The organism is Pseudoalteromonas sp. SG44-1, assembly GCF_014164315.1.
GTDB lineage: Bacteria > Pseudomonadota > Gammaproteobacteria > Enterobacterales > Alteromonadaceae > Pseudoalteromonas > Pseudoalteromonas rhizosphaerae.
This window is the reverse complement of sequence record NZ_JACJEW010000032.1, coordinates 36,745-57,573: the sequence shown is the minus strand read 5'-3', so window position 1 is coordinate 57,573 and position 20,829 is coordinate 36,745. Positions and strand designations below refer to the sequence as shown.

The following is a 20,829-nucleotide window of genomic DNA, read 5'->3' as shown; positions in this document are numbered from 1 at the left end:
GAAAACAGTTAAATAAATTGACTGATGATGATCAGTTAAGCTAATTTAAAAACGGCTCTACAAAATGATAAATCAAGTGATCAAAGCTGATGAGAATCGGTGATCAAAGTCATGAGAATACGCATGGAGTTCCTAAGGATTTTATTGTTTTCTGCGAAGAGAATGGAAATTATTTCACCATAAATGAAAAAGATAATATTGGATACTACGATCATGATGATCTTACACACAATCTACACAATGGTGATTTCAAAGATTGGGTGATAGAAAATTGGTTAGAGTTAGAGTAAGTGCCTGCTGCCGTTTTAGCGTTTCATATTTTTTGCTCATGATTTTTGTGCACAAAAGCACTTGGCCAAAATCAAAGTTCAAGTATTTGAATGCTAACGTTGGGTGTTGAATTTAAATATGAAAATTATACTGCTTCCTGGCCTTGACGGGACTGGCCGCCTGTTTGCTAAATTGACAAAAAACTTGCCTGAAAATATAAATACTGAAGTGATCTCATATGAATCACTTGAAGGCGTAACTTATGCTAAACAAGCGGCAGAAATAGCAAAGCGTTTTAAAGATATTTATATTGTCGCGGAGTCTTATTCTGGGCCGGTGGCTTATGAGCTTTATAAGCTACTTGGCAGTCGTGTGAAAGGCATCGTATTTTTGGCCAGCTTTATCTCAGCGCCTTCTTTGTTATCTAAGTTGGCAGGCTTTTTACCCGTTAGCTTACTGTCAGCAAATTATTTAAGTAAAAAGCTACTTTATCTGTTTGGTTTTAGTTTAACGGGTGGCCAAACGTTGGTTTATCCCGTATTTGCTTCGCTGCAAACAGCGAATAAACGTAAACTCAAATTAAGATTAGGCAACATAGCTGGCCTTTCAAAACAACAGTGCGAGTTAGATTGCCCAGTGACTTATATTCGCCCTAGTAGAGATTTACTGGTAAGCGCGAGTGCGGTGAAGTACTTAGCGTCAATGTGTTCCAGCTTCAGCCAAGTTGAGATTGAAGGCGGACATTTTATAGCGCAATCAAACCCTGTAGCATGTGCTAAGGTTATTTGTGATACATTCAACGTAGCATCGGCGTTGATAAAATTGAACTTAAAGGAAAATTATAATGGACAGTACATCTCATAAAACAAAAGGCCATTGTCGTTGTGGACAGGTAAAGTTTGAAGTTAGCGCAAAGCCAATGATCACTATGGCTTGTCATTGCACTGGCTGTCAGAAAATGACGTCTAGCGCATTTAGCTTAAGCTCATTATTTCAGCGAGCTGCCTTTTCTATTACATCTGGAGCGCCTGTTATTGGCGGGCTGCATGACAGTAGTACGCAGCACTTTTTTTGTGGACATTGTATGAGCTGGTTATTTACCCACCTAGAAGGTTTGGATGATTTTGTAAATGTTCGCTCAACAATGCTAGATGACTCTCGCACCTACAAACCATTCATTGAAACTTACACGGATGAAAAACTTGAGTGGGCGAGTACGGGGGCAAAGCACAGTTTTTGTAAGTTTCCACCGCAGGAAAAGTTTCCTGAATTGCTGCATGAGTATGCGCTAAAACAAGGATAAATACAGCGTTACCCTTCATGCGCTTTTTATAAATAACAAGTGCAATGTGCTGTTTGTTTTTCCATCACTATTTATCTAGTATCTCTGCTTAGGCTAGTCTGCTTTAGCTAGAACCTAGTAAATCGTTCTCTTTAACCTTATAACTGCTATTAAAAAAGCCGCGTTAATTTTCATTAACGCGGCTTTTTAGTGTGCTTTTAAGCTAAACCAAAAGTGTTAGTCAACACTCATGGTTTTAGTCATTGCAGCATTCGCGCGACCAGCTGGTTTGATAGAACCGGCACGTAAGCCGCTATCTGGAATAGCGTCACGTTTGTCGTGTGCCATCGCTTTTGGCGTATGGGCGACTTCGCTATCTGCAACGGCAGTAGGTTGTGCCATTGGCGCACTTGCTTTACCTGAAGTGATCACTGTTTTAGTGTGTGCTACAGGTTTTGCAGTAGGCTTAGTCTCTGCCATTGGTGCTTCCTCAACAACCACTTCTGGAGTAGGTTCAGCAGCAACAGGCGCTTGTTCAACCACTTCTTCAGTAGGTTCTGCAGCAACAGGCGCTTGTTCAACCACTTCTTCAGTTGCTTCAGCAGCAACAGGCGCTTGTTCAACCACTTCTTCAGTTGCTTCAGCAGCAACAGGCGCTTGTTCAACCACTTCTTCAGTAGGTTCTGCAGCAACTGGTGCTTGTTCAACCACTTCTTCAGTAGGTTCTGCATCAACAGGCGCTTGTTCAACCACTTCTTCAGTAGGTTCTGCAGCAACTGGTGCTTGTTCAACCACTTCTTCAGTAGGTTCTGCAGCAACAGGCGCTTGTTCAGCCACTTCTTCAGTAGGTTCAGCAGCAACTGGTGCTTGTTCAACCACTTCTTCAGTAGGTTCTGCAGCAACTGGCGCTTGTTCAACCACTTCTTCAGTTGCTTCAGCAGCAACAGGCGCTTGTTCAACCACTTCTGGAGTAGGTTCTGCAGCAACGGCAGGTTTTTCTTCAACTACTTCTGCAGCTTGCTTATTTTGCTTGGCTTTTAACTCAGCTTCATATTCAGCAGCGGCTTGATCTGCAACTGGAATAAATGCTGGTGGTTGTGTACCTTGCGTTGGCGTAGCTTCTTCACCCTCAGGGCGACGACGGCGTTGCCCAGCAGCACGTAAATGACGTGGAGAACGGCGTGAACGCGTACGCGTTTGGCCTTGCTCTTCATCAGTCGATGTTACTGTCTCTTGCTCGTTTGGTGCCGTCTGTTCAGCTTTTTGCTCAGGCGCTTCAACAGCCGTTGTTTCAACAGCAGTAGCCTCAACCGGTGCTTTAACTTCTTCAGTTTGAGTTACAACTGGCTTAGCCGGCTTGTCATCAACAACAGGCGTAGCTTGTTGCTCTGCGTCATTGTTGGTTGTAGCCGGTTGTGCATTTTCATCTTGCAGACGAACTTTTTTACGTAAGTTACGGCGCTGACGACGAACCTTAGGTTTTTGCTCCGTTGCTTCAACAACGACATCTTGGCTTGGTGCAACGTCTTTTACGTCAGCTTTTGCTTCGGTTTTTTCTGCTACTACTTTGCTGTCATCGTTACGGTTATCGTTACGCTTACGTGAGTTAGGATTGCGACGACGTTTGTTACGGTTATCGTTTCTTTCCTGTTGCTCGTTGTTTTGCGTGTTTCCAACTGCTGGCGTTTCTTCAGCTACGCTCTCTGTACGCTCGCTTTGCGGTTTAGTGCGTGAATTATTGTTACGACGACGTTGGTTATTACGACGACGTGTATCACCGTCATTGTTACGACGTGGATTATTACGAGATTCACTCGCTGTTTTTTGCTGCTGTTGCTCTTTACTTTCTATTTGCTCAGCAGGCGTTGCAAATAAAGCCTTAAACCAATTGCTGATGGTAGTAAATAAACTTACCTGCGGCTGGGCTGCAACACTTTGTGGTGCCGCTGCTGGGGCTGTTTGAGCCTGAGCTTGTGGTGCTGGTGTTGATGGCATAACTACGCCTTTTAACACCGGCTCTTCACGTACCGCGACCGTTGGTGTTTTTGATGTTTCATACACTTCTTGTTCTGGTAATGTGATTTGCTCGTAGCTTGCTGCTTCAATTGTTTCATCTTTACGCAAACGCATTACTTCATAATGTGGTGTATCCATATGTTGATTTGGAATGATCACCACATCACAGTTATGACGTTTTTCGATGCGATGCACGCTACGGCGTTGCTCATTTAACAGATATGAGGCAACCGCTACAGGTACTTGGGCATTAACTTGTGAGGTATTGTCTTTAATCGCTTCTTCTTCGATTAAACGTAGGATTGACAATGCAATCGACTCGTTTGAACGAATAGTACCTTGACCACTACAACGTGGGCATGGGCCTTGGCTCGCTTCACCTAATGAAGGGCGTAGGCGCTGACGCGACATTTCAAGTAAGCCAAAACGCGAAATTTTACCAATTTGTACACGGGCACGATCTGGACGAACAGCATCTTTTAAGCGATTTTCTACTTCACGTTGATGGCGCGGTGGTGTCATATCAATGAAGTCGATAACGATTAAGCCACCTAAGTCGCGTAAACGTAATTGGCGAGCAATTTCGTCTGCAGCTTCTAAGTTGGTATTAAGCGCAGTTTCTTCGATATCGCCGCCTTTAGTGGCTTTAGATGAGTTGATATCGATAGAAGTAAGTGCTTCAGTTGGGTCAATAACAATTGAACCACCAGAAGGTAAGCGTACTTCACGTTGAAACGCAGACTCAATTTGGCTTTCGATTTGATAATGAGTAAAAAGAGGCACTTCACCTTGATAAAGTTTTACACGGCTCATGAAGTCAGGGCGAAAACGCTCAATGTGCGCTTTAGCTTCTTCAAATACACGGGCTTTATCAATTAGGATCTCACCGATGTCACGGCGTAAATAATCGCGAATCGCACGGAAAATCACGTTGCTTTCTTGATGAATTAAGAACGGTGCTTTACCGCCATCAGAGGCTTGCTGAATCGCATCCCAATGAACAAGCAGCGCTTTTAAATCGTAGTTTAGTTCTTCAAACGATTTACCAACACCGGCAGTACGCACGATTAAACCCATGCCTTTAGGCAGTTCTAAACGGCTTAAAGCTTCTTTAAGTTCAGTGCGTTCATCACCTTCGATGCGACGAGAAATACCGCCAGCACGAGGGTTATTAGGCATTAAGACTAAGTAGCTACCTGCAACACTAATAAAAGTGGTGAGGGCTGCGCCTTTTTGGCCGCGTTCTTCTTTGTCTACTTGGACAATAACTTCTTGACCTTCTTTGATCACGTCACGAATATTCGGACGACCATGGAAAGTATAACCTTGTGGGAAGTAAGTACGGGCTATTTCTTTTAAAGGAAGGAATCCGTGACGATCAGCGCCGTAATCAACAAAGGCGGCTTCTAATGACGGTTCTATACGAGTGATTTTGCCTTTATAAATATTGGCTTTTTTTTGTTCGTGACCCGGGCTTTCGATATCTAAATCATACAGGCGCTGGCCATCAACCAGTGCTACGCGCATTTCTTCTTGCTGCGTCGCATTGATTAGCATACGTTTCATATTGTTACTCTACTGTGTTATGTCTCTGACATGACGAAACTTTTCGCCTGTTCAGTTGCTCCCATCGCTTCTTTTTGTACAATCTCACGACTGGGTCTGTGGGGGAGCTTGGTACTGTATCCGTACTCTAAGTATCTTTATGGTGCTGGCTGACAATAACGTGTTGTCACGTTATTAAATTCTATTATGGTGCCAAAACTATCGGCTGTTTTTTTACAGTGACGTATTCGAGTTCTGTCCAGAGTCGACCATTAATTAAATTAACTTGTACGGTTACAACACATCTGCTGAACGGCGTATTGTACGCCGTCACGATCAGACAAATTATCTGTTCAAATTGCTTTTTTCATCAACATTAAATAACACTTCATGCTCAAACTTAACTGGCGATATATTACACGCATCGGAGTTAATTGAAGGCACGTGTAAACTGGGTATGTATAAAAGCTTTGGAAAACTTATCTCGGATCTGTATGATCAATTACCCAGAATGTGCATCACGAATGTTTTAATGTGTTAAAAAGCACCGTTGTTATTTGCAAATATATATTTGCGACGGTGATTATCCCATTATTATAACTGTGTTAGCAACTAAAATTATTTTACTTAAATCAGTGATTAGGCAATGTCAGAAAAAACCGGCTTACAAGTATCTTTCGTCACGATTACCGAAGACCATTTAGGTCAACGGATTGATAACTTTCTTATTACTCATTTAAAAGGGGTGCCTAAAAGCGCTGTGTATCGAATTCTTCGCAAAGGGGAAGTGCGGGTTAATAAAAAACGCATCAAACCTGTGTATAAATTACAACTCGATGACATCGTTCGTATTCCACCAATACAAATAGCTGAACGTGAAGAGTTTGTGCCTAAAAACCTTGATGTAGTAACCAAACTTGAAGAGGCTATTTTATTTGAAGATAAATACCTTATCGTCATTAACAAACCATCAGGCATGGCTGTGCATGGCGGCAGTGGGCTCAGTTATGGTTTAATTGAAGCATTGCGCGTATTGCGCCCAGATGAGCGCAGTTTAGAGCTTGTACATCGTTTAGACCGTGATACATCAGGCTGTTTGTTAATCTCGAAACGTCGTTCAGTGTTGACCAGCTTGCATGAACAGTTACGTGAAAAAACCATGGAAAAGAATTACTGGGCATTGGTTGATGGGCAATGGGATTCTAAAACTAAAAATGTCACCGAAGGGCTGCGTAAAAACACCCTACAATCAGGTGAACGAGTAGTACGTGTGGATAACGTTGAAGGTAAACCTTCACATACTCGTTTTAAAGTACTGGAGCGCTTTGCTGAATGTTCGTTAGTGCAGGCATCACCAGTAACAGGTCGTACTCACCAAATTCGTGTGCATACACAATGTAAAGGTCATGCAATTGCTTGTGATGATAAGTATGGCAACCAAGCATTTGATGCGGCGATGCGTAAAGTGGGATTAGGGCGATTATTTTTACATGCGCACGATTTGAGTTTTTATCATCCAAAAAATGAAACTACTATGCGAGTAGAAGCGCCGCTTGATAAAGCGCTGGCTAATTGTATTAAAACGTTACGTGCCGCAAAACCGTGAAACCCTATAAATTAGTTATATTTGATTGGGATGGCACGGTGATGGATTCAGTGGCTAAAATAGTTAACTGCATGCATCAATCTGCGAGAGTCTGTGGTGTAGTTTGCCCCAGTGACGAGGCGGTTAAAAATATCATTGGTTTATCACTTGAGCAGGCCGTGACGGTGTTATTTCCTCAGCAGAGCCATTTACACGCTGATTTAATCGCCGGTTATAAGCATCAGTATAAACATCTTGATAACACGCCTACACCCTTATTTTCTGATGTAGAACAGACTTTAGCGGCATTAAAAAACCGTGGCGTATTATTAGCTGTTGCTACCGGCAAAAGCCGAGTCGGCCTTGAACGCTTGCTGGATGAAACACAGTTACGGGATTACTTTGTAGCGACCCGCACCAGTGATGATGCATTGTCAAAACCAGCTCCTGATATGTTGTTGCAACTGCTCGATGAACTCAATATTAGCCATGATGATGCGCTGATGATTGGCGACACCAAAATAGATATGGCGATGGCAAAAGCGGCCAATATTGACCGTTTAGGTGTAACTATGGGGGTGCATAACGCCCAGCAGCTAAACGAGTTTACACCGATTGCGACAGTTGATTCGTATCAGCAACTAGCTGCGCGTTTAGTTTAAGTCGTAGTGAATAAATAGTTAGTCTTGATTACTTAACACATCCAGATCAAACTCAGTCAATAATTGGCTGAGTTTGATAAGTGGTAAACCAATCAAGCTATTAGGGTCATCACCGCTAAGCTTTTCAAATAAACAAATACCTAAGCCTTCGCTTTTAAAGCTGCCTGCACAATTGTAGGGTTGCTCTGCGTCGCAGTAAGCAGATATTTGTGCTTGTGTCAGTGTTCTAAATGTAACATTAAAGGGTTCAACTAGGGTTTTTGTTTTATTGCTTTGAATATCATAAACACATAAGCCCGTTAGAAATGTGACTGTATTACCGCTAAATAAACTCAGTTGTTTAATGGCATTTTCTTTGTTGTGTGGTTTACCTAAGATTTGTTGCTCAAATACGGCAACTTGATCAGAGCCAATTACTAAGCCTTGTTTAAAAAGGGCAGTGGCTGCGCGTGCTTTGAGTTCACTTAAGCGTTTTACAAGTTCAACAGGGGCTTCATTGGGTAGTGCTGATTCGTCAATATCAGGTGAAAAACTGTCGAACGGCAGATTAAATTTTTGCAATAAAGACTGACGAAAGGGTGAACTTGAGGCTAAAATAAGCGGGTGCTGCATGGATTGTTTTCCTAATGAAAATTAGATTGAGTTAGGATAAATCAGATCCGTTGGCAAAACAAAGAAATGAATCGCGAAAAACCAGCTAAAATTGGTTTTTTACTTTGACTAACCAAGTAACTATCTATATGATGCAGCCCCTATGCAAAAGGTGAAAATTCCCATCACTCTTCATCCAGGCAAGGCAGCGCAACACCGTTTAAAGTATGACGGCATTGTACCGCTTGAAAAACTTACCCGTTTACGGGAAGTTGTGCAGGAAGAAGTAGGTGAAATAGCGGTAAAAATTCATTGCAAAAACGATGATCAAGGTTTCGCTGTGATTAGAGGCAATTTGTCCACACATGTTACTGTCACTTGTCAACGTTGTAATGGTGATTTAGGGTTGGATTTGGTTCAAGACTTTGTTTATTCACCAGTCGGTGAGGATACAGAGTTAGAGATTTTTCCAGAAGACTACGATGAAGTAGCGCTTGATGAAAATGGTGAAGTTAACGTTTTTGATTTAATCGAAGACGAACTAATTTTAGCCGTGCCATTAGTTGCTACCCACAACGAAGCTTCATGCAGTTATTCAGCAAAGCCTGCCAGCTTTGGTGTTTTAAAAGCGGAAGATGATAAACCAAATCCATTTGATATTTTGAAACAACTTAAGAAAGATTCTTAGGAGAAGACTATGGCTGTACAAAAAAGCAAAAAGTCTCGTGCAAGACGCGGCATGCGCCGTTCACACGATGCGATCAGTGGTCCAACTTTAACTGTAGACCAAACATCTGGTGAGACTCATCGTCGTCACCATGTGACTGCAGATGGTTACTACAAAGGCGTTCAAGTAATTTCTAAATAAGAGATTGCTTTTATGCTGACCAATCTAACAATTGCGTTAGATATGATGGGGGGCGATTATGGCCCCCGTTCATCTATCCCCGCAGCCGTTAACGCGGTAAATGCAAATGCCAATCTAAGATTGATCTTATGTGGCAACGAACAAGTAATATCTAAAGAACTTGAGTCTCTCGATTCTCTATCTCATCCTCGTTTAATAATTCGTCATTGTAGTCAAGTAGTCACCAATAGCTGTGAACCGTCTTCTGCTGTGCGATCTAAAAAAGATTCCTCAATGCGCGTTGCCCTTGATTTAGTTAAATCAGGTGAGGCACAAGCGTGCGTAAGTGCCGGAAATACCGGTGCATTATTATTTATGGCTCACTATGTGCTGAAAATGTTGCCAGGCGTAAAACGTCCTGCATTGATCTCGGCTGTGCCAACTGAGCGAAAAAATCCGGTTTACTTACTTGATTTAGGTGCGAACGTGCATTGTGATGCACAAACCTTATATCAATTTGGCATTATGGGTTCGGTTGTCGCAGGGCAAGCACTGGGCTGTGATAGTCCAAAAGTGAGTTTATTAAATATTGGCTCCGAAGACATTAAGGGCCATGAAGATATCAAACAAGCTGCACAACTGATGCAACAATGTAGCTACCTTAATTATACTGGTTACAGCGAAGGTAGTGATATTTTTACTGGTAAATCAGATGTGATCGTCTGTGAAGGTTTTGTGGGCAATGTGGCTTTGAAAACCTGTGAAGGGATTGCCAAGCTGATTATGTTTAAGCTTACCAAAGCACTGCAAAAGCACTTTTTCTATAAATGTTTAGCATTTATGTTACAGCCAGTAATAAAAAAACTCTATAAACGGGTGAACCCCGACCAGTATAACGGCGCTTCTCTGGTAGGATTGCGCGGTATTGTCGTAAAAAGCCATGGAAATGCCTCAGCTAAAGCATTTCATGCTGCTATCGACGAAGCTGCTAGAGAGGTGGAACGTCAACTTCCTGAAAAAATTGCAGCTATCTTCGAGCAAACACATTCAACTAAAAAAGTCGCAACTGACGATTAATTACTATGTCAGGTGTGTACTTAAACATTTATTTATTTGTTTAATTAAAAGAGCAAAGTATGGCACAAAAAATTGCACTTGTTTTTCCGGGTCAAGGCTCACAATCTGTGGGTATGTTAAGTGAACTATTAGAGCAATCTGATATTGTTAAAGCGACGTTTGCGCAAGCATCAGCGGCACTTGGTTATGATTTGGCTGCATTAGTACTTAATGGTCCAGAACAAGAATTAAATCAAACCCATCGTACGCAACCGGCATTATTAACAGCATCAGTGGCAATTTACCGCCAATGGCTTGCTGCAAATCCAGATGCAGACGTAACGATGGCAGGTCACAGTTTAGGTGAATACTCAGCGCTGGTATGTGCTGATGTGTTGAGCTTAGGCGAAGCTGTAAAATTGGTTGAAAACCGTGGTTTATATATGCAAGAAGCTGTGCCAGCAGGCGTGGGTTCAATGGCTGCGATCATTGGTTTAGGTGATGACGAAATTAAAGCCGCGTGCTTGGCATCAGCACAAGGTGAAGTGGTTGCACCAGTAAACTATAACTCACCGGGTCAAGTTGTGATTGCAGGTCATAAAGCCGCAGTAGACAGAGCATCAGAAGCGTGTAAAGAAGCTGGTGCAAAACGTGCGTTGCCTTTATCGGTAAGCGTACCTTCACATTGTGAACTAATGAAACCAGCGGCAGAAAAATTAGCAAAAGATTTAGCTGCTTTAACATTTAATACACCTAAGTGTGATGTAATTAATAATGTTGATGTAACAGCTGCAAGTTCAGCGGATGCTATTAAAGATGCATTAGTACGTCAACTATACAGTCCAGTACGATGGACAGAAACAGTACAAGCATTGGTAGCACAGGGCATTACCCAAAGCTACGAGTTTGGTCCTGGGAAGGTGTTAACGGGTCTTGCTAAACGCATTGATAAAGCAATGGTATGTGGTTCGGTGAATAGCCAAACTGCCATTGACGAAGCAAAATAAGAGTAGGAAAAAATGGCAAATTTATTTTCGTTAGAGGGCAAAGTTGTCCTAATTACAGGCGCTAGTCGCGGTATTGGTAAAGCAATCGCCACTACATTGGTAGCACAAGGTGCTAAAGTTGCCGGTACTGCAACCAGCGAGTCTGGTGCTGCAAATATCAGCGAATACTTAGGCGAGAATGGTAAAGGTTATGCGTTAAACGTAACTGATCCTGCATCGATCGAGGCAACACTTGCTGCGATAAAAGCAGATTTAGGCGATATCGACGTATTAGTAAATAATGCTGGTATTACCCGCGATAACTTACTTATGCGTATGAAAGATGCAGAGTGGGACGATATCATTGATACTAACTTGAGCTCAGTTTTTCGTTTATCTAAAGCAGTGTTACGCCCGATGATGAAAAAGAAAAACGGTCGAATTATCAATATAGGTTCAGTTGTTGGTACAATGGGTAATGCAGGGCAAGCTAACTACGCAGCAGCTAAAGCGGGTGTAATTGGTTTTTCTAAGTCGTTAGCGCGTGAAGTTGCTTCTCGTGGTATTACAGTCAACGTAGTTGCTCCTGGTTTTATTCAAACAGATATGACCGACAGCTTAACTGACGAGCAAAAAGCAGCTACGCTTGCTAATGTTCCTGCTGGGCGTTTAGGCCAACCGGATGAAATTGCCGCCGCAGTATGTTACTTAGCATCTGATGCAGCAGCGTATGTTTCAGGCGAAACTTTGCACGTAAATGGTGCGATGTACATGGTGTAAGGAACTTTGTTCCTATTTTGTTTTGAGGCGGCTTGTCGAAAAATGTTGAATTTTTTGTTAACTTGCTTTAAACATACTTGAATTCGTGCTGAAAATAAGCGATAAAAGACACAAATAACCGTCAAGAGGTTTGACCAGATAAAAAATTATCAGCAAATCCTTGAATCACAGAATTATGCGCCGTAAACTACGCCGCAATCTGAAAATAACGCATTGGCGTTTTTAATAAAGGAAAGAAGAATGAGCGACATCCAAGAACGCGTAAAGAAAATCATCATTGAGCAACTAGGTGTTAAAGAAGAAGAAGTAAAGCATGAAGCTTCTTTCGTTGATGACTTAGGCGCAGATTCACTTGATACTGTTGAATTAGTAATGGCTCTTGAAGAAGAGTTCGATACTGAGATCCCAGATGAAGAAGCTGAAAAGATCACTACAGTACAAGCTGCAATCGATTACGTAACGGCTCACGCTGAGTAATCAATCGCATATTAAGGGCAGCGTTCGCTGCCCTTAATCTATCTATACCCTGTATTTCCACGCATTTGGGTATTAATACCCACCAGAAAAATAATAATTCCCTTATTGGAGGCAAACCGTGGCTAAACGTCGAGTCGTCGTAACTGGCTTAGGAATGTTGACGCCGCTAGGTAATGATGTTGAATCAACCTGGCAAGGCTTGTTAAATGGCAAAAGTGGTATCCAAACTATCACTCATTTTGATACATCTAGTTTTGGCACCAAGTTCGCTGGTTTGCTGAATGATTTTGATGCGTCAGCCTATATGCCGGCAAAAGATGCTAAAAAAATGGATTTGTTCATCCAGTATGGCATTGCAGCAGGTGTACAAGCACTACAAGATTCTGGCCTTGAGATCACAGAGCAAAACGCAGCCCGCGTTGGTGTTGCTGTGGGTTCGGGCATTGGTGGTTTAACGCTTATTGAAGAAAACCACATAAAGTTATTAAACAGTGGCCCACGTAAGCTTTCTCCTTTTTACGTGCCGTCGACCATTATCAATATGATCTCTGGTCATTTATCGATTATGCACGGTCTACGTGGTCCAAATATCTCTATCGTGACAGCCTGTACAACAGGTTTACACAACATTGGTCACGCTGCGCGCATGATTGCTTATGGTGATGCTGATGCGATGGTTGCCGGTGGTGCAGAGAAAGCCTCAACGCCAATTGGTATGGGTGGTTTTAACGCTGCACGTGCGTTATCAACCCGAAACGACGATCCGCAAGCTGCATCACGTCCATGGGACAAAGACCGTGATGGCTTTGTACTTGCTGATGGTGCAGGTGTTATCGTACTTGAAGAATACGAGCATGCGAAAGCCCGAGGTGCAAAAATCTATTCTGAGTTGGTTGGTTTTGGTATGAGCGGTGACGCTTATCACATGACGTCGCCACCAGAAGATGGTGCCGGTGCAGCCTTGGCAATGGAAAATGCTTTAAACGATGCGCAAATCAATGCAGATCAAGTGGGTTATATTAATGCTCACGGTACATCGACTAACGCTGGCGATAAAGCAGAAACCTCTGCAGTTAAGTCAATTTTTGGTAATGCTGCCAAAGATGTGATGGTGAGTTCATCAAAATCTATGATGGGTCATTTACTCGGTGCAGCAGGCTCTGTTGAATCAATTATCACTATTTTGTCGTTACAAGATCAAAAAGTAACACCAACAATTAATCTTGATAACCCTGATGAAGGCTGTGATCTGGACTACGTTCCACACACGGCTCGTGATGCGAAACTTGATTACGCATTATGTAACTCATTTGGTTTTGGTGGTACTAATGGCTCGTTGGTATTTAAAAAGGTATAATCTTTTTTAACAACGAGACAAAATAAGAGCCCAGTTGTTACTGGGCTTTTTTATATGCAAAATATGCCAAAACAAAAAACTCACATAGCGCAAACAATAAAATTAGTCACGCCACAGCAAGGCGTTAGCATAAGTAGCAATGATCGCGGCTTTAATTATGGCGATGGCTTTTTTACAACTGCAAAAATAGTTGATGCTCAAGTAGAGCATTGGCCACTTCACAGGGCACGATTAGTTGAATGCGCGCAGCGACTTAGTTTTGGTGAGCTGGATTTATCGGCACTGCAGCAAGCAATCGCTGAGTATATTAAGACGGTTTCGCTGGGCGTGTTAAAAATAGTGGTTACACGTGGTGAAGGAGGGCGTGGTTATGGCCTTCCTGAACAAAGCAATTTATTGATTGTACTGTCGCTATTACCGTTTCCTTCACACTACGCTCAATTAGCACAACAAGGTATTAAACTCGCTATTAGCCCTGTGCAACTTGCATCGCAACCATTGCTTGCTGGTTTGAAAACGTTAAATCGTTTAGAGCAAGTAATGATCAAACGCGCCATGCAAGGGCAAGATTGTGATGATGTACTGGTGTGTGATTATCACAATAATGTGATTGAAACCTCTGCGGCAAATATTTTTGCTATTAAAAATGGTCGAGTTTTTAGTCCAAGTTTGCAAAACTGTGGCATTCAAGGGGTTTATCTGCAATCACTGTGTGATAAGTTAACCATTGAATTTACTGATATTAAGCTAGAACAATTGCTGCAAATGGAGGCAGTATTTAGTTGTAATAGCTTAATGGGAATTGTGCCTGTTACAGCGATTGATGGTATGCAGTTTGAGTTAGCAAACAGTTTAGTATTATTGCATGGTTTATTTACCAAGGAGTCTGCGTGTTAAGAGTGATTATATCGATTGTGTTGCTAGCATTATTGGTAACTGAAGTTGGTTATCAACAGTTGCAAGCTACTATTAACAGTAGTTTAAAAGCGCCAGCGAATACGTTGTTTGAAGTTAAAAAAGGCACGGGGTTTAATCAACTCTGCCAACAGTGGCAAGCTAAAAAATGGTTAGATGGGTGCTTACGTTATCAGATACTCGCGAAACTCGATCCGACACTGACGGATTTAAAAGCTGGTTTATATCAACTTAATAACGCCACGGTGCTTGATAACATTCGGCAAATCAATCAAGGTAAACAAGTAAGCTTTAGTTTTACAATTATTGAAGGTCAGTCACTTCGTGACGTGTTAGCGGCAATAAGTAAAGCCCAGTACCTTCGTCAAGATTTAAGTCTTGGTGAGTTATCTCAGCAAATAGTCGGCTCTGATCAGCATTTAGAAGGGTGGTTATTTCCTGATACCTATTATTATCATGCTAATGATACGACAAGCTCAGTGCTCAAACGAGCGCATAAAATAATGCAAAATGTACTTGATGAGGCTTGGCAAAACAGGGCTGCTGATTTACCGTTTAAAACGGCCTACGAAGCATTGATTATGGCCTCAATTATTGAAAAAGAAACAGGCCTTGCCAGCGAACGGCCATTAATAGCCTCTGTATTTACTAATCGACTAAATACAAAAATGCGCTTGCAAACTGATCCAACCGTGATTTATGGCATTGGTGCTGACTTTGATGGTGATATAAAACGTAAAGATTTAACTAATCATACTCCGTATAATACATATAAAATTAATGGCTTACCGCCTACGCCGATTGCTATGCCGTCAAAAGCGGCAATACTTGCAGCAGTCAATCCACCTGAGTCTGAGTACCTTTATTTTGTTGCCAAAGGCGATGGTAGCCATCAATTTTCTAAAACCTTAAAAGAACATAACAAAGCAGTACAAGATTACTTACGTTATCAAAAACAGTTAAGCAAATCAGAGTAAAAAATATAAAACGAGAAAGCCGATTAATGCTTTCTCAAACTAAAAAGAGAGATCATGACAGCAGCAAAATTTATTGTGATTGAAGGCTTAGAAGGGGCCGGTAAATCGACAGCTATAGCAATTTGCCAACAGTTTTTAGAGCAGCACAAAGTTGATTTTATTAATGTACGCGAGCCCGGCGGGACACCCATCGCTGAAGCACTGCGCACTATTGTAAAAGATAACCATGTCGAACAGATTGCCAGCGAAACAGAATTACTGCTGATGTATGCAGCCCGTTCGCAACTGCTACATAATGTTATTCGTCCAGCACTTGCTAAAGGACAATGGGTATTAGGCGATCGTCACGATCTATCATCGCAGGCTTACCAAGGCGGCGGACGTGAAATTGCCGCTACTACGTTAGATTCTCTCGCCAATATTGTATTAAAAGGTTTAAAACCAGATCTGACCATTTATTTGGACATTGAACCTGCGGTGGGCCTTGCCCGTGCGAAAGGACGCGGTGAACTGGATCGTATAGAACAACAAGCATTGAGTTTTTTTGAACGTACCCGCGCACGCTATTTAGAACTCGCATATAGTGATGACACTATTAAAACAGTTAATGCAGGTCAAAGTATGCAATTAGTACATCAAGATATTATTACCGTGCTTGAACAATTTATGAAAAGTAACAATTAACATGATTTATCCTTGGCTTAGCAATGTTGAGCAGCAATTAGCAGCCAGTTTTAATGCTGGGCGTTTTCACCATGGACAATTATTTAATGGTCAACAAGGTGTTGGTAAGCGCGCCTTAGTGGAGCAGCTGGCTAATGCATTATTGTGCTTGTCTGCAACTAACTTAGTCCCTTGTGGGCATTGTAAGAGCTGCCATTTAAATCAAGCAGTTACTCATCCTGACAAATATGTAGTGCAAGCTGATGGACAAAGCATTGGTGTGGATGATATTCGCAGTGTCAGCGATTTCATGCATCAATCAGCGGCGCAAAATGCCAATAAAGTGGTGGTGATCAATGATTGCCATAAAATGACCACAGCGGCGGCCAATGCCTTACTTAAAACGTTAGAAGAGCCCAGCCCGCAGCGATTTTTGTTACTAACAACGAGTGCGACAACGCAATTACCGGCCACTATTTTAAGTCGCTGCGCGCTTACACAAGTAAAAGTGAATGACGCCAATGTTGCTATGAATTGGATTTCCCAACTGCACGTTCCTGCATATCCATGGTTAAAAATGTTTACCCAGCAGCCATTATTGATTGCCCGTTGGCAACAAGATGAGCAGCTGGAAGTAATCGATGAATTGTATAAGTTTGCAACTGAGCTAAAACAAGGCCATAATTTCAGTGCGTTAGTTGATATTATCAGTAAAGATACAGAGCGTGTTCGCGTCTTTTGTTTATTTTTAAGCGAACAATTAAAACAACAACTCATTGCTGGAATGGATTTTGATTCATATCAGAGTGCGCAAAATGCATTGGCCGAATTTGTGCAAAACAGTACACAGATATTAGGATTGAACTTGCCGTTGGCAGTGTCTCGTTTAGCGTATCGTTTACGTAAAAGCTATAAGTAGGATTATTGTGCAAGAATTATTAGTCGATTTAGATGATCTAGATGAATTATACCGCTGCTATATGCCGTATTTAAAAAATGGTGGACTATTTGTGCGCACTAATATGCGTTATGAGATGGGTCATTCATTGGCATTAAAAGTGACATTACCGGATGCGCTTGAAGATGATGTAATAACCGGAAAAGTTACATGGATCACGCCACAAGGCGCGCAAAGTTCTAATCCACCGGGCATTGGTATTAGTTTTATCGATGATAAAACGAACCTAAATGTGAAGATCGAAAAACTACTAGGGACTATGTTAAACTCTGGTAATCCAACTTATACCATGTAGTAAGCAGTAACATGATTGTAGATTCTCATTGCCATTTAGACCGACTCGATTTTGATAAACTCGATTTAAACTTAGACCAAGTACTTGATAGTGCACGGGCTAAACAAGTTGAACACTTTTTATGTGTGAGTGTCACACTTGATCAATTCCCTAGTATGCTAGAAAAAATTCAAGGCTATAGTGATGTCTCTGCCTCGTGTGGTGTTCACCCGCTTGATCAAAAAGACGCACTTGATAAACAACGCTTAATTGATTTAGCAAGCCACGATAAAGTAGTAGCAATTGGCGAAACAGGGCTTGATTACTATTATTCGAAAGACACCCATGCCGTGCAACAAGCAAGTTTTGTGGGTCATATTGAAGTGGCGAACGAGTTACAAAAACCACTTATAATTCATACTCGCGATGCGCGCGACGACACCATAAACTTAATGCGTGAACATAACGCACAAAAGTGTGGTGGTGTATTGCATTGCTTTACTGAAGATTGGGATATGGCTAAAAAAGCCATCGACTTAGGCTTTTATATTTCTATCTCTGGCATTGTGACCTTTAAAAATGCCGTAGAGCTTAAAGATGTTGTTAAACAAATCCCTCTTGATAGATTATTAATCGAAACAGACTCGCCTTATCTAGCGCCAGTACCGTATCGTGGGAAAACTAATCAGCCCGCTTATGTGCAAGATGTTGCTTATTACATTGCTGATTTAAAAGGTATTAGCTACAAAGAGCTAGCCAAAGCGACTACGGAAAACTTCTACTCATTGTTCAACTTAGTGAACAAAGGTTAATTAGCATATGAGCACAGCATCACTTCCTCTATTAATAATGGGGCCGATGGTGCGCCGAGCTGATGCTGCAGAGGTTTGCATACAGTTTGCAACGTCTGTAGCATCACAATTTAGTATTGAATTTGATGATATAGACGTTTTTAGTGAGCAACAGAGCATTGCTTTAGGTACTCATCTTTACTTGCACTTTGTGATCGTAAAACCGATTGCCGCAACATTGCCTGTTAATCAGCTGATCAGCTACCGCCTATTAAACAGCAACTTAGACGTTGATTTAAGTGATTTTTGTTATCAAGGAAAAGCCACCCCTGAATTTGTGATCCCGCAAAAACTTGAGCAGATTTTACATGGCTCATGCCGTAACCCACATCATCCTGCAAAAGATAGCTTAGTGGCTGCGAATGATTTTCAACAGCAAAATCGCAGTGTAAATAAAACCGGGGCGGATGTTTTACTGCTCTCTGGTGATCAAGTGTATGCCGATGATGTTGCTGGTGCGATGTTATTAGCAATTGAACGACTGATCAGCGTATTAGGAATATACCAAGAGCAACCACTGGCAATTGATTTACCTGCACAGTTAAGTGAACAACTTTATCAGCGCCACTTATATTTACCGACGGTCCCTTGGCAAAAACGCAATAAAATAGGGGTTGGCTATTGGCTAAAAAAAGATGAGCCACATTTTTCAAGCTTAAAAGCTGCAAATCACTTGATCTTTTTTGAAGAGTTTATAGCCCTTTATTTACTCAATTTTAGCCCGTTACTGTGGGACTTAATTGACTTTGATAGTATTAGCTATCAAGCAAGCTCGCCCAAATGCCAGCAAGTTTTTGATAATGAAAAAGCAGCTTTAACGGATTTTAAAAATGGCTTAGTACACGTTCAGGTGCTACTGGCAAATATTTCAACGTTAATGATGTTTGACGATCATGATGTTACCGATGATTGGAACTTGACGGCTGGTTGGGAGCAGGTTATTTACCAACATCCAGTTAGCCGCCGTATTGTTAATAATGGCTTGATCAGTTATTGGCTGATGCAAGGCTTTGGCAATGATGCAGGTCATAAAACAGCTGCTTTACTTGATGCGTTTAAGACGAGTTTTTCTGAGCAAAAACAATGGCAATTTAAAGCGTTTGATAAAACCATTCTCGAGTTTAATCATTGGCATTATGAGTTGAATACTGTGCCTAAAGTGGTCGTGCTGGATACCCGCACTCATCGTTGGCGTAATGAGCAAAACTTTAATGAGCCCTCTGGTCTACTTGATTGGGAGCGTCTCACTGAGCTCGAAGAAAGTTTAGTGACTCATGAACAAGTGATCATTGTCTCACCCGCACCGGTGTTTGGCGTTAAATCAATTGAAGCTATTCAGTCATTGTTTAATATTTGCGGACAGCCATTATTAGTTGATGTTGAAAACTGGATGGCCCACGAAGGCTCAGCTAAAAAGTTACTGGATACCTTTCGCCGTGACGATACCCCTAAAGAAACGCTTATTTTATCGGGTGATGTACATTACTCATTCTGTTTTTCCGTACAGAAACGCTTTGGTAAGCACCCCAATAGAATTTGGCAACTTACTGCCAGTGGTATTAAAAATGAGTTTCCGCGTAAATTAATTAACGTGCTGGATAAGTTAGACTCGATTTTATACGCGCCGAAAAGCCCGTTAAACTTTTTTACAAAGCGTTGGCAGATGGAAGTCGATAAACATCAAACCATCGGGGAGGGGCAAAAATACTTGGTGAGTGATTCAGCGATTAGTTTGATTGAATTACAACAAGGAAAGCTGGCGCGTTATCAGTTACTCCATCCCGATAATCGCACCACAGAGTTTGATTTAAGCAATGATTAATTTAATGGTTTGCGCTGTTGTTTTACATAGTCGCTAACGTTACTTACTGTATCTAACCAATAACCGTTAGCAGGATCTTTCAGATAAACAAGCAATTGCTCGAGTACTTTTGCGTCAGTGGTATATTGATCTCTGTTACCAATTTCATGGCCCGCTAAAATCAACCAAGCATTATTTTCCCGTAATTGATCCAGCATAGTAATGATTTCATCAAAACTCATTCCGTCGATCCTAAGTCCTGTTAGCTGTGCAAAATCAGTAAAATTAGGATTATTAGCTGACTCATCTAACCAAGTTCGGCCGCTGTCAAAATGTTTAGCGATTAAAGGCACGTAGCTCTTAGTATCAATGCCCCGGCCAACAAATGTATTGCCGCACGGATAAGCAAAGGCGCGAGGGGTCACTCCTAAATGATCTTTTAGGTATTGCTGCGCTGATAAAATATCATTTTCAAGCCACTTGAGTGTAGTGTGTTCAAGTGATAAGTCTTGTGCTCTTAACCATTCAAAATTCCCTGTACATACGTGGCTGCTGGTATGATTTGCAATTTCATGGCCCGATTTTACCGCGTCTTGCCACTGAGTTAGGCGCTGCTTGACGTTAAAAGGGGAAACATAAAAAGTTGCTTTGACTTGGTGCCTGTTCAAAATCGCAGCGCCAACATCGACTTGGCTGTGACGGGCATCATCAAACGTGATACTCACAGCATTTTGCGCTTTATGCGGGTAATTAAAACCAAGGTATTTTTGCGACTCAGGATTGGCAATAACAGAGAATGACAGTACTGAAATAGTCATGATCAATGAAGATATTTTTAACATGGTAGTCCTTACACTTTCTTAGTCTATATATAGAAACAAGTTATGTGTAATAAAGCAATGATTACCTATGTGACTGAGACTGAATAAATTTCAA

The 20,829-nt window shown here is 41.6% G+C and carries 22 protein-coding genes; 19 read left to right on the top strand and 3 right to left on the bottom strand.

Features of this window, described 5'->3' with window-relative positions; genetic code table 11:
* The first annotated feature begins 89 nt into the window (after positions 1-89).
* The 3 genes from H5187_RS15100 to H5187_RS15090 all read left to right on the top strand — a co-directional run bounded on the left by H5187_RS15100 (position 90) and on the right by H5187_RS15090 (position 1,573).
* Positions 90-290 (top strand): SMI1/KNR4 family protein, encoded by a 201-nt coding sequence (locus tag H5187_RS15100; RefSeq protein WP_182798008.1) that lies wholly within the window; start codon positions 90-92, stop codon positions 288-290.
* Between the two features lie 118 nt (positions 291-408).
* Positions 409-1,134, top strand: a complete 726-nt coding sequence (locus tag H5187_RS15095) for an alpha/beta fold hydrolase (protein ID WP_182798007.1) — start codon at positions 409-411, stop codon at positions 1,132-1,134.
* The gene (locus H5187_RS15090; protein WP_182798006.1) at positions 1,115-1,573 is read left to right on the top strand and encodes a GFA family protein; all 459 of its coding nucleotides are present in this window, start codon (positions 1,115-1,117) and stop codon (positions 1,571-1,573) included. The genes H5187_RS15095 and H5187_RS15090 overlap by 20 nt, the downstream gene beginning before the upstream one ends.
* 216 nt (positions 1,574-1,789) lie before the next feature.
* Here the strand turns inward: H5187_RS15090 and rne are convergent, their stop codons facing one another.
* On the bottom strand, positions 1,790-5,134 hold the full coding sequence (rne, locus tag H5187_RS15085) for a ribonuclease E (RefSeq protein ID WP_182798005.1): 3,345 nt from the start codon (positions 5,132-5,134) through the stop codon (positions 1,790-1,792).
* A 625-nt stretch (positions 5,135-5,759) separates the two neighbouring features.
* Here rne and rluC point away from each other — a divergent pair.
* Both rluC and H5187_RS15075 read left to right on the top strand, forming a co-directional pair.
* Positions 5,760-6,719, top strand: coding sequence for a 23S rRNA pseudouridine(955/2504/2580) synthase RluC (rluC, locus tag H5187_RS15080; protein ID WP_145233581.1), 960 nt, complete (start codon positions 5,760-5,762; stop codon positions 6,717-6,719).
* Entirely contained in the window at positions 6,716-7,360 is a 645-nt protein-coding gene (locus tag H5187_RS15075; RefSeq protein ID WP_182798004.1) for an HAD-IA family hydrolase, read from the top strand. The genes rluC and H5187_RS15075 overlap by 4 nt, the downstream gene beginning before the upstream one ends.
* An 18-nt stretch (positions 7,361-7,378) precedes the next feature.
* Here the strand turns inward: H5187_RS15075 and H5187_RS15070 are convergent, their stop codons facing one another.
* Positions 7,379-7,972: a nucleoside triphosphate pyrophosphatase gene (locus H5187_RS15070; RefSeq protein WP_145233583.1), complete on the bottom strand. Its 594-nt coding sequence runs from the start codon at positions 7,970-7,972 to the stop codon at positions 7,379-7,381.
* A gap of 142 nt (positions 7,973-8,114) precedes the next feature.
* On the opposite strand from H5187_RS15070, the gene yceD reads away from it, so the two are divergent.
* The 14 genes from yceD (at position 8,115) to H5187_RS15000 (ending at position 19,914) form a co-directional block, all read left to right on the top strand.
* Positions 8,115-8,639, top strand: a complete 525-nt coding sequence (yceD, locus tag H5187_RS15065; protein WP_145233584.1) for a 23S rRNA accumulation protein YceD — start codon at positions 8,115-8,117, stop codon at positions 8,637-8,639.
* A 9-nt stretch (positions 8,640-8,648) separates the two neighbouring features.
* Positions 8,649-8,819: a 50S ribosomal protein L32 gene (gene rpmF / locus H5187_RS15060; RefSeq protein ID WP_002962381.1), complete on the top strand. Its 171-nt coding sequence runs from the start codon at positions 8,649-8,651 to the stop codon at positions 8,817-8,819.
* A gap of 12 nt (positions 8,820-8,831) precedes the next feature.
* Positions 8,832-9,875 (top strand): phosphate acyltransferase PlsX, encoded by a 1,044-nt coding sequence (gene plsX, locus H5187_RS15055; protein ID WP_145233585.1) that lies wholly within the window; start codon positions 8,832-8,834, stop codon positions 9,873-9,875.
* A 59-nt stretch (positions 9,876-9,934) separates the two neighbouring features.
* On the top strand, positions 9,935-10,861 hold the full coding sequence (gene fabD / locus H5187_RS15050) for an ACP S-malonyltransferase (protein ID WP_145233586.1): 927 nt from the start codon (positions 9,935-9,937) through the stop codon (positions 10,859-10,861).
* 12 nt (positions 10,862-10,873) lie between these two features.
* Positions 10,874-11,620: a 3-oxoacyl-ACP reductase FabG gene (fabG, locus tag H5187_RS15045; protein WP_145233587.1), complete on the top strand. Its 747-nt coding sequence runs from the start codon at positions 10,874-10,876 to the stop codon at positions 11,618-11,620.
* Between the two features lie 240 nt (positions 11,621-11,860).
* Complete coding sequence (gene acpP, locus H5187_RS15040; RefSeq protein ID WP_016707440.1) at positions 11,861-12,097, top strand: acyl carrier protein; 237 nt, start codon at positions 11,861-11,863, stop codon at positions 12,095-12,097.
* Positions 12,098-12,215: 118 nt separating this feature from the next.
* Positions 12,216-13,454 (top strand): beta-ketoacyl-ACP synthase II, encoded by a 1,239-nt coding sequence (gene fabF, locus H5187_RS15035; RefSeq protein WP_149982366.1) that lies wholly within the window; start codon positions 12,216-12,218, stop codon positions 13,452-13,454.
* A 54-nt stretch (positions 13,455-13,508) separates the two neighbouring features.
* A complete protein-coding gene (pabC, locus tag H5187_RS15030) occupies positions 13,509-14,351 on the top strand; it encodes an aminodeoxychorismate lyase (RefSeq protein ID WP_259398777.1) in 843 nt (280 codons plus the stop codon).
* Positions 14,345-15,346, top strand: coding sequence for an endolytic transglycosylase MltG (mltG, locus tag H5187_RS15025; RefSeq protein ID WP_182793930.1), 1,002 nt, complete (start codon positions 14,345-14,347; stop codon positions 15,344-15,346). Before pabC ends, mltG begins: the two co-directional genes overlap by 7 nt.
* 54 nt (positions 15,347-15,400) lie before the next feature.
* The gene (gene tmk, locus H5187_RS15020) at positions 15,401-16,030 is read left to right on the top strand and encodes a dTMP kinase (protein ID WP_182793932.1); all 630 of its coding nucleotides are present in this window, start codon (positions 15,401-15,403) and stop codon (positions 16,028-16,030) included.
* 1 nt (position 16,031) lies between these two features.
* Entirely contained in the window at positions 16,032-16,928 is an 897-nt protein-coding gene (holB, locus tag H5187_RS15015; protein ID WP_149982363.1) for a DNA polymerase III subunit delta', read from the top strand.
* Positions 16,929-16,935: 7 nt separating this feature from the next.
* Positions 16,936-17,262 carry a PilZ domain-containing protein gene (locus tag H5187_RS15010; RefSeq protein ID WP_145233592.1) on the top strand — a complete coding sequence of 109 codons (327 nt, stop codon included), beginning with the start codon at positions 16,936-16,938 and terminating at the stop codon, positions 17,260-17,262.
* A gap of 11 nt (positions 17,263-17,273) precedes the next feature.
* A complete protein-coding gene (locus tag H5187_RS15005) occupies positions 17,274-18,053 on the top strand; it encodes a TatD family hydrolase (RefSeq protein WP_145233593.1) in 780 nt (259 codons plus the stop codon).
* Between the two features lie 7 nt (positions 18,054-18,060).
* Positions 18,061-19,914: a metallophosphatase gene (locus H5187_RS15000; RefSeq protein ID WP_149982362.1), complete on the top strand. Its 1,854-nt coding sequence runs from the start codon at positions 18,061-18,063 to the stop codon at positions 19,912-19,914.
* Here H5187_RS15000 and H5187_RS14995 read toward each other — a convergent pair.
* The gene (locus tag H5187_RS14995; RefSeq protein ID WP_182718739.1) at positions 19,911-20,735 is read right to left on the bottom strand and encodes a polysaccharide deacetylase family protein; all 825 of its coding nucleotides are present in this window, start codon (positions 20,733-20,735) and stop codon (positions 19,911-19,913) included. The two genes, H5187_RS15000 and H5187_RS14995, sit on opposite strands and share 4 nt — an antisense overlap.
* Between the last annotated feature and the right edge of the window lie 94 nt (positions 20,736-20,829).

Bases quoted from the DNA above. Each gene is read 5' to 3' on its own strand.
- H5187_RS15100 (WP_182798008.1), top strand. From the start codon at position 90: ATGAGAATCGGTGATCAAAGTCATGAGAATACGCATGGAGTTCCTAAG.
- H5187_RS15095 (WP_182798007.1), top strand. From the start codon at position 409: ATGAAAATTATACTGCTTCCTGGCCTTGACGGGACTGGCCGCCTGTTT.
- H5187_RS15090 (WP_182798006.1), top strand. From the start codon at position 1,115: ATGGACAGTACATCTCATAAAACAAAAGGCCATTGTCGTTGTGGACAG.
- rne (WP_182798005.1), bottom strand. From the start codon at position 5,134: ATGAAACGTATGCTAATCAATGCGACGCAGCAAGAAGAAATGCGCGTA.
- rluC (WP_145233581.1), top strand. From the start codon at position 5,760: ATGTCAGAAAAAACCGGCTTACAAGTATCTTTCGTCACGATTACCGAA.
- H5187_RS15070 (WP_145233583.1), bottom strand. From the start codon at position 7,972: ATGCAGCACCCGCTTATTTTAGCCTCAAGTTCACCCTTTCGTCAGTCT.
- yceD (WP_145233584.1), top strand. From the start codon at position 8,115: ATGCAAAAGGTGAAAATTCCCATCACTCTTCATCCAGGCAAGGCAGCG.
- rpmF (WP_002962381.1), top strand. From the start codon at position 8,649: ATGGCTGTACAAAAAAGCAAAAAGTCTCGTGCAAGACGCGGCATGCGC.
- plsX (WP_145233585.1), top strand. From the start codon at position 8,832: ATGCTGACCAATCTAACAATTGCGTTAGATATGATGGGGGGCGATTAT.
- fabD (WP_145233586.1), top strand. From the start codon at position 9,935: ATGGCACAAAAAATTGCACTTGTTTTTCCGGGTCAAGGCTCACAATCT.
- fabG (WP_145233587.1), top strand. From the start codon at position 10,874: ATGGCAAATTTATTTTCGTTAGAGGGCAAAGTTGTCCTAATTACAGGC.
- acpP (WP_016707440.1), top strand. From the start codon at position 11,861: ATGAGCGACATCCAAGAACGCGTAAAGAAAATCATCATTGAGCAACTA.
- pabC (WP_259398777.1), top strand. From the start codon at position 13,509: ATGCAAAATATGCCAAAACAAAAAACTCACATAGCGCAAACAATAAAA.
- tmk (WP_182793932.1), top strand. From the start codon at position 15,401: ATGACAGCAGCAAAATTTATTGTGATTGAAGGCTTAGAAGGGGCCGGT.
- holB (WP_149982363.1), top strand. From the start codon at position 16,032: ATGATTTATCCTTGGCTTAGCAATGTTGAGCAGCAATTAGCAGCCAGT.
- H5187_RS15005 (WP_145233593.1), top strand. From the start codon at position 17,274: ATGATTGTAGATTCTCATTGCCATTTAGACCGACTCGATTTTGATAAA.
- H5187_RS15000 (WP_149982362.1), top strand. From the start codon at position 18,061: ATGAGCACAGCATCACTTCCTCTATTAATAATGGGGCCGATGGTGCGC.
- H5187_RS14995 (WP_182718739.1), bottom strand. From the start codon at position 20,735: ATGTTAAAAATATCTTCATTGATCATGACTATTTCAGTACTGTCATTC.